The sequence below is a fragment of the Vibrio sp. 10N.222.48.A3 genome (assembly GCF_041475345.1).
GTDB lineage: Bacteria > Pseudomonadota > Gammaproteobacteria > Enterobacterales > Vibrionaceae > Vibrio > Vibrio tasmaniensis_A.
In genome coordinates this window covers 1-8,223 of the sequence record NZ_JBFRVX010000849.1, presented here as the reverse complement: position 1 = coordinate 8,223, position 8,223 = coordinate 1, and the positions used below count along the sequence as shown (strand labels likewise).

Genomic DNA, 8,223 nt, shown 5'->3' with positions numbered 1-8,223 from the left:
CTGCGCTATTCACCGAGACGTTTCGTTTGATTTCTCAAACAGGGAACTTCAATGAAGTTACCAAAATTAATGGGGTGGCTAACGAGATTCGAACTCGCGACCACCGGAATCACAATCCAGGGCTCTACCAACTGAGCTATAGCCACCACTAATCTTTTATATAACCGCTTAAAAGGCGATTATTGAAATAGTGGTCGGTGAAGAGGGATTCGAACCCCCGACCCTCTGGTCCCAAACCAGATGCGCTACCAAGCTGCGCTATTCACCGACTAATTTTGTATCGACTCTTGGGAATAATGAATCAACACTGGAAGCCGAAGCTACCGATATTTTGTAAAGAAAGAATGGGGTGGCTAACGAGATTCGAACTCGCGACCACCGGAATCACAATCCAGGGCTCTACCAACTGAGCTATAGCCACCATTATTTCTTTTTGCCAATTCTCACTTACCTAAGTAAGAGACCGGATGGCGCGCCTGAAAGGATTCGAACCTTCGGCCTTTGGCTCCGGAGGCCAACGCTCTATCCAGCTGAGCTACAGGCGCATGCCCTGTCGGCGGAGTGGAATAATACGTATATCACCTTATGCCGTCTAGTACTTTTTTAACTTTTTTTTCTGTTTGGTCTCTTTTTCGACAGTTAATATGTGATAAACCCCTTATTTGAGTACTACAACCCACCGCAGCTTATAAGTTGTTGTTTATTGCAACAACTTATCGGGATATAATCACCCATTATTTACATTGGTTTAACAGTTGCTCTTTGCTGATAAAGCCAAAACACCCTTCCAACACTATAAATTGGTAAGCATGTACTTACCTTGGGAATGTAAAGTGAGTTTAATGGATATGTCTCGTCGAATTTTAAGCGTTGTCATCGCAGTTTTAACCTTTTCAACTGGCGCTATGGCTTCAGGCCTAAGCGAAGCAGAGCAAGATGCTATTGCTGAACGCATCAAACCAGTTGGCCAAGTTTACCTAGTCGGCAGCGAGCCAGTAGCCGCAGAACCAACAGGCCCTCGTGATGGCGCAGCAGTTTACGGTACCTTTTGTATCGCTTGTCACGCATCTGGCGTAAGTGGCGCACCTAAAACAGGTGACGCTGGTGACTGGGGTCCTCGTATTGCCCAAGGTCGCGACATTCTAGCTGACCACGCAATCAACGGCTTCAATGCTATGCCAGCGAAAGGTTCATGTATGGACTGTTCAGATGATGAAATCAAAGATGCTATCGAGCACATGATTGCTGGTCTGTAATTTACCGATCTGTAATTAAAAATGCCAGATTCAAAAAAGGTGACCTCATGGTCACCTTTTTTATTGGCTTTTATATAACGCGATGAAAGCAAGGAATTACTTCTTGTTGAACATCGCTCGAATGTTAGCAATGTGTGCCTGTCCTTTTTCCATTCTTTCTTCAGCGGATTGTGGTTTCTTAACACTTTCCCACTCCACATCTTCATGCGGCAGTTCATCGAGGAATCGGCTTTGTGTTGGCTTTATCAATTCGCCATACTGACGACGTTCACGACATTTAGTGAAGGTCAGCTCTTTCTGCGCGCGAGTAATCCCTACATACATAAGACGACGTTCTTCTTCTACGTTACCTTCATCGACACTGGTTTGGTGTGGCAAGATACCCTCTTCGGCTCCCATCAGGAACACATACGGAAACTCTAGGCCTTTCGATGCGTGCAATGTCATTAATTGAACTTGGTCTGCATCGTCATCATCTTCACCACGCTCCATCATGTCACGTAGCGTTAAACGTTGAACCACTTCTCGTAGGGTCTTCTCTTCTTTGTCGTAGTTGTCACCCTCAAGGTCAGCAACGATCCAACTATAAAGATCAGAAACGTTCTTCATTCTCATCTCTGCAGCCTTCGGGCTTGCCGAGGTTTCGTACAACCAATCTTCATAGTTAATATCACGAACCAAAGAGCGAACAGCCTCAACGGTATTGCCACGTTCAGCATTATCAGAAATACGAACAATCCAATCGCTGAAACGGCGCAGGTTTTCTAAACCACGACCAGTCAAAGTTTGCTCTAAACCCATCTCAAAGCTCGCTTCAAACAAGCTCTTGCCACGCATGTTGGCGTAGCTGCCTAACTTCTCAAGCGTCACCGGGCCAATCTCACGACGTGGTGTGTTTACAATACGTAGAAACGCGTTGTCATCATCAGGGTTCACCAACACGCGGAGGTAAGCCATGATGTCTTTAATCTCAGCTCTAGCGAAGAAAGAGGTACCGCCAGAAATTTTGTAAGGCACACGGTTCTGCATCAACGCTTTTTCAATCAAGCGAGATTGGTGGTTACCACGGTACAGCACTGCGTAATCTTTATATTCTGTGCGATTCAAAAACTTGTGAGCGATGATCTCACCTGTAATACGCTCTGCTTCATGCTCTTCATTCTTAGCATTCAGTACCTTGAGCTTTTCACCGTCCGGGATCTCAGAGAACAGTGACTTTTCATAAACGTGTGGGTTATTAGCGATCAAGATATTCGCTGCACGCAAAATTCGACTCGTTGAGCGGTAGTTCTGCTCTAATTTGATCAAGCGTAAGTTAGGGTAGTCCTCACCTAACAGCACCAAGTTTTGCGGTTTTGCACCACGCCATGAGTAAATAGATTGGTCATCGTCACCTACGACCGTCAAACGACCACGCTCTCCCACAAGCAGACGCACCAATTCATATTGGCTGGTGTTGGTATCTTGATACTCATCGACAAGTAAATAGCGAATACGAGACTGCCAGCGCTCACGCACTTCTTGATTGGTTTTCAGAAGTAATACTGGCATCGCAATCAGATCATCAAAATCGAGCGCGTTGTATGCCTTCATCTGTTTCTGGTACATCTCAAAACAGAATGCAAACAACTGCTCTTGTTCGCCTTGAGCTCGAGCTTTCGCCTGATCTGGCGTCAGCATGTCATTCTTCCAATTCGAAATGGTGCTCATTAAAGCACGCAGCAGATCCTTATCACCATCGATCTGTCTCTCTGTTAGCTCTTTTAATAGCGCCAACTGGTCTTGGTCATCAAATAGAGAGAAGCCCGCTTTCAGACCCAGCGCTTTGTATTCACGACGAATGATAGTTAAGCCCATGGTATGAAAAGTCGAAACGATCAGGCCTTTCGATTCACCTTTACCCAGAGTTTGCCCCACACGTTCTTTCATCTCGCGTGCCGCTTTATTGGTAAAAGTTACCGCTGCAATATTGCGTGCCTTGTAACCACACTCTTGAACCAAGTAAGCAATCTTATTCGTGATAACACGTGTTTTACCAGATCCTGCGCCTGCTAATACTAAACAGGGGCCCGAAACATATTTCACGGCTTCATCTTGTCTTGGGTTCAGTTTCATTTGGTTCTCAATTTGGTCTATCGGGGCGAATTCAATTGCGCGCCTATAATAATGCTGCAACACCTCGAATGCTACGCTCTCTTATGCAAGAATTTTATATCACATATGAAAAACTATGTTGCACTTATGTATGGGTCTTAGGCTATAATGAATGAACGTTCATTCATTAGTGAGTATATTATCACTGTCTGGTTTTTATTCTATGATAGATAAAAGACAACAAATTATAGATGCCGCCGAAAAACTGATTGCTGAATCAGGCTTTCACGGACTTTCTATGCATAAACTAGCTAAAGAAGCAGGAGTTGCGGCTGGAACTATTTATCGCTACTTCTCAGACAAAGAAGAACTATTACAACAAGTTCGCTTAGCTGTCACTCAACGAAATGCTGGTTTAATTCAGCAAGGCGTTGAAGATTCGATGAGTCTAAAAGAACGATTTAGAAAAATGTGGCTCAACATTTTCGAGCTCTCGGGATCAAACATCTGCAATTTAAAGAATAGAGCTCAATACGACTCTTTACCTTGTATTCGCAGCCATGAGACCAAAGAGATTGAACGAAAAATGTTCCACAAAATAGATCAACTCTTTACTGAAGGTAGAGAGCAAGGGGTGTTTAAGCCTCTAGAAAACCCTGTTTTAGCAGCACTTAGCTTAGAAGTCAGTGTCACGCTGGCCCGTAAGCAATCTCTTGGATATTACCAACTTGATAAAAAAGCCATTGAAGCGGCGATTGAAGCAAGTTGGGATGCGATTATTACACACTAATTTGGAGTTCTAACTAGAATGAAAAAGTGGACTTTCTTCATGTTACTCATCGCTGTACTACTTTTCGGCAGCGTTATTGGGTTTAACATGTTTAAACAACAAAAAATTGCTGAGTTTATGGCTAACCGACCTGAGCCAGAGTTTCCAGTAACGGTAACAGAAGTTCAACCTATCGACTGGGTTCCAGTAATCGAAGCTATCGGCTTCATCGAACCTAACCAAGGTGTAACACTAGCGAACGAAACCAGCGGTGTTATTGACCAAATCTCTTTTGGTTCTGGTACTGATGTTAAAAATGACCAACTTCTTGTTCGTCTTGATTCCGGCGTAGAAAAGGCAAATCTAAAGAGCTCTGAAGCTCGCCTGCCTGCGGCAAAAGCAAAATACAAACGCTACCAAGGTCTTTTTAAGAAAGGTTCTATTTCTAAAGAAGCATACGATGAAGCAGAAGCAAACTTCTATTCTCTATCTGCTGATATTGAAAGCCTAAAAGCATCTATCGAACGTCGTGAAATTCGTGCTCCTTTCGATGGAAAAGTGGGCATTCGTAACGTTTACCTAGGTCAATACCTGCAATCAGGTACGGATATCGTTCGTTTAGAAGATACCAGTGTCATGCGCCTGCGCTTCACGGTTTCTCAAACTGATATCTCTCGCATCCATGTGGGTCAAGCTATCGACATCTTTGTTGATGCCTACCCAGAGAAGCCATTTGAAGGTTCTATCAGTGCCATCGAACCAGCAGTAAGCATCCAAAGTGGTCTTATCCAAGTTCAAGCAGATATTCCAAACAATGATGGCAAGCTTCGTAGCGGTATGTTCGCTCGTGCTAACATCATTCTGCCTAAGCTAGAGAACCAAGTTACTCTTCCTCAAACAGCGATTACTTTCACTCTATATGGTGACAATGTTTACATCTTAACTGAAGAAGACGGAGTTCAGCGTGTTGCTCAACATGTTGTAAAAGTAGGTGAGCGTACGGCTGATATTGCACACATCCTTGATGGTGTAAAAGCTGGCGATACAGTTGTAACTTCTGGCCAAGTACGCCTAAGTAACGGCGCCAAAGTTAAAGTTGTTGAAAGTGATGCGATCACTCCACCATCTGAAACACCTAAGCTGTAACTGGAGGCACAATGCGCTTTACTGATGTTTTTATTAAACGTCCAGTTCTAGCGGTATCCATCAGCTTTTTGATTGCTCTGCTTGGCTTACAAGCAATCTTCAAAATGCAGGTGCGTGAATACCCTGAAATGACGAATACCGTGGTGACAGTCTCAACTGGTTACTATGGTGCAAGTGCCGATCTTATCCAAGGCTTTATCACCCAGCCCCTCGAACAGGCTGTGGCTCAAGCGGATAACATCGATTATATGACATCTTCTTCTGTGCTAGGTAAATCTACGATTACCGTGAACATGAAGTTGAACACCGACCCGAATGCGGCATTGTCTGACATACTGGCCAAGACAAACTCGGTACGTTCTCAGCTACCTAAAGAGGCTGAAGATCCAACCGTAACCATGTCTACCGGTTCAACAACCGCTGTACTCTATATTGGTTTTACCAGTGACGAATTGGTATCGAGCCAAATTACCGACTATCTAGAGCGTGTAATCAACCCGCAGCTATTTACGGTTAATGGTGTATCTAAAGTTGACCTATATGGTGGTATGAAATACGCACTGCGCGTATGGCTAGACCCATCAAAAATGGCGGCGATTGGTCTGACTGCATCTGATGTAATGACGGTACTGAACGCTAACAACTACCAATCAGCTACGGGTCAAGCGACCGGTGAGTTCGTGCTTTACAACGGCAGTGCCGATACTCAGGTATCAAACACTGAAGAACTAGAGAATCTAGTCGTGAAAAGCGGAGAAGGTGAGATCATTCGCCTATCCGATATCGCGAAAGTTTCTCTTGAGAAAAGTCACGATGTTTACCGAGCAAGTGCTAACGGCCAAGAGGCGGTTGTAGCCGCGATCAATGCGGCGCCAAGTGCGAACCCAATCAACATCGCAGCTGATGTACTGGAACTTCTTCCTCAATTAGAGAAGAACCTACCAAGCAACATCTCAATGAACGTCATGTACGATTCAACTATTGCGATTAACGAGTCAATTCAAGAAGTTATTAAGACTATCCTTGAAGCGGCATTAATCGTATTGATCGTGATTACTTTATTCTTAGGTTCATTCCGAGCGGTACTGATCCCTATTATTACTATCCCACTGTCTTTGATTGGTGTGGCAATGGTAATGCAGGCAATGGGTTTCTCTTGGAATCTAATGACACTACTTGCAATGGTACTTGCCATCGGTCTAGTGGTAGATGATGCGATCGTAGTACTTGAAAACGTCGACAGGCATATCAAGCTCGGCGAGTCCCCTTTCCGTGCAGCGATTATCGGTACCCGCGAAATTGCGGTGCCTGTTATCGCAATGACGTTAACGCTAGGTGCGGTATATGCTCCAATTGCGATGATGGGTGGTATTACAGGCTCGCTATTTAAAGAGTTTGCATTAACCCTAGCGGGTTCGGTTTTCGTATCAGGCATTGTGGCACTAACGCTCTCGCCAATGATGTGTTCGAAAATGCTGAAAGCTCACGCTGAGCCAAGCAAGTTTGAGCAGAAAGTTCATAGCGTGCTAGATGGCATGACTAACCGTTACGAGCGTATGCTTGGTGCGGTAATGCAACATCGTCCAGTATTTATTGGTTTTGCTATCATCGTATTTGCAAGTTTACCGTTGTTGTTCAAATTCATCCCTAGTGAGCTAGCACCTTCAGAAGATAAAGGTGTAATCATGTTGATGGGTACAGCACCGTCGAATGCAAACTTAGACTTCATGCAAAATACCATGAACGACGTAAACCAGATTCTGTCTGATCAGCCAGAAGTTGCTTACGCACAGGTATTTACAGGTGTGCCAAATGCAAACCAAGCATTTGGTATCGCGTCTATGGTTCCTTGGAGCGAACGTGAAGCAAGCCAATCAGACGTAGCAAACCGCGTTGGTAATTTGGTGAAAGATGTTCCAGGAATGGCGGTAACTGCATTCCAAATGCCAGAACTACCCGGTGCTGGTTCAGGCCTTCCAATTCAATTTGTCATAACAACGCCAAACAGTTTTGAAAGCTTGTTCCAAATTACCACAGACATTCTGGCTGATGTCTCTTCAAACCCGTTGTTCGTATATTCAGATCTCGACCTGAACTACGACTCAGCAACCATGAAGATCAACATCGACAAGGATAAAGCAGGCGCATACGGTGTGACCATGCAAGATATCGGTATCACGCTCGGTACCATGATGTCTGATGGCTACGTGAACCGTATAGACTTGAATGGCCGTTCTTACGAGGTTATTCCTCAAGTTGAACGTAAATTCCGTTTGAACCCAGAATCAATGAACAACTACTACGTACGTGCTGCAGACGGCAACGCTGTACCACTAGGCAGTTTGATTACGATTGATGTTGTGGCAGAGCCTCGCTCTCTTCCTCACTTCAACCAATTGAACTCGGCGACGATTGGTGCGGTACCGGCTCCAGGCGCTGCAATGGGTGATGCAATTGCGTGGTTTGAAGACACGGCAGCGAATAAGCTTCCAAGTGGCTACAACCATGACTACATGGGTGAAGCACGCCAATACGTAACAGAAGGTAGCGCACTTTACGCGACCTTTGGTTTAGCTCTGGCAATCATCTTCTTGGTATTGGCGATTCAGTTTGAATCACTGAAAGACCCACTGGTTATCATGGTATCTGTACCACTGGCGATCTGTGGTGCCCTAATAGCTCTGGCTTGGGGCGCGGCAACGATGAACATCTACTCGCAAGTTGGTTTGATCACCTTAGTCGGCCTGATTACCAAGCACGGTATCTTGATTTGTGAGGTTGCGAAAGAAGAGCAGCTGCACAATCAAAAAACTCGTATTGAAGCGGTAATGGAAGCAGCGAAGGTTCGTCTTCGTCCAATCCTGATGACAACGGCTGCGATGATCGCGGGTCTAATCCCACTGATGTACGCAAGTGGTGCGGGTGCGGCTCAGCGTTTCAGTATTGGTATCGTAATCG

5 protein-coding genes and 4 tRNA genes are annotated in these 8,223 nt (G+C 44.9%); 4 read left to right on the top strand and 5 right to left on the bottom strand.

Features of this window, described 5'->3' with window-relative positions:
• Nucleotides 1-70: 70 nt before the first annotated feature.
• The 4 genes from AB4653_RS20750 to AB4653_RS20735 form a co-directional block, all read right to left on the bottom strand.
• Nucleotides 71-146, bottom strand: a tRNA-His gene (locus tag AB4653_RS20750).
• Between the two features lie 45 nt (nucleotides 147-191).
• Nucleotides 192-268: transfer RNA gene (locus AB4653_RS20745), tRNA-Pro, on the bottom strand.
• A gap of 77 nt (nucleotides 269-345) precedes the next feature.
• Nucleotides 346-421 (bottom strand) — tRNA-His (locus AB4653_RS20740).
• A gap of 47 nt (nucleotides 422-468) precedes the next feature.
• A tRNA-Arg gene (locus tag AB4653_RS20735) sits at nucleotides 469-545 on the bottom strand.
• 297 nt (nucleotides 546-842) lie between these two features.
• Between AB4653_RS20735 and AB4653_RS20730 the strand changes: the two genes are divergently transcribed.
• Nucleotides 843-1,256, top strand: coding sequence for a cytochrome c5 family protein (locus AB4653_RS20730; protein ID WP_009848079.1), 414 nt, complete (start codon nucleotides 843-845; stop codon nucleotides 1,254-1,256).
• A 96-nt stretch (nucleotides 1,257-1,352) separates the two neighbouring features.
• Here AB4653_RS20730 and rep read toward each other — a convergent pair whose 3' ends face one another.
• A complete protein-coding gene (rep, locus tag AB4653_RS20725) occupies nucleotides 1,353-3,371 on the bottom strand; it encodes a DNA helicase Rep (protein ID WP_012602966.1) in 2,019 nt (672 codons plus the stop codon).
• 151 nt (nucleotides 3,372-3,522) lie between these two features.
• Between rep and AB4653_RS20720 the strand changes: the two genes are divergently transcribed.
• From AB4653_RS20720 to AB4653_RS20710, 3 genes are all read left to right on the top strand, one after another.
• Nucleotides 3,523-4,140, top strand: coding sequence for a TetR/AcrR family transcriptional regulator (locus tag AB4653_RS20720; protein WP_009848082.1), 618 nt, complete (start codon nucleotides 3,523-3,525; stop codon nucleotides 4,138-4,140).
• 18 nt (nucleotides 4,141-4,158) lie between these two features.
• The gene (locus tag AB4653_RS20715) at nucleotides 4,159-5,265 is read left to right on the top strand and encodes an efflux RND transporter periplasmic adaptor subunit (protein WP_009848083.1); all 1,107 of its coding nucleotides are present in this window, start codon (nucleotides 4,159-4,161) and stop codon (nucleotides 5,263-5,265) included.
• A gap of 11 nt (nucleotides 5,266-5,276) precedes the next feature.
• On the top strand, nucleotides 5,277-8,223 hold a 2,947-nt coding region (locus AB4653_RS20710; protein ID WP_372105210.1), incomplete at its 3' end, for a multidrug efflux RND transporter permease subunit.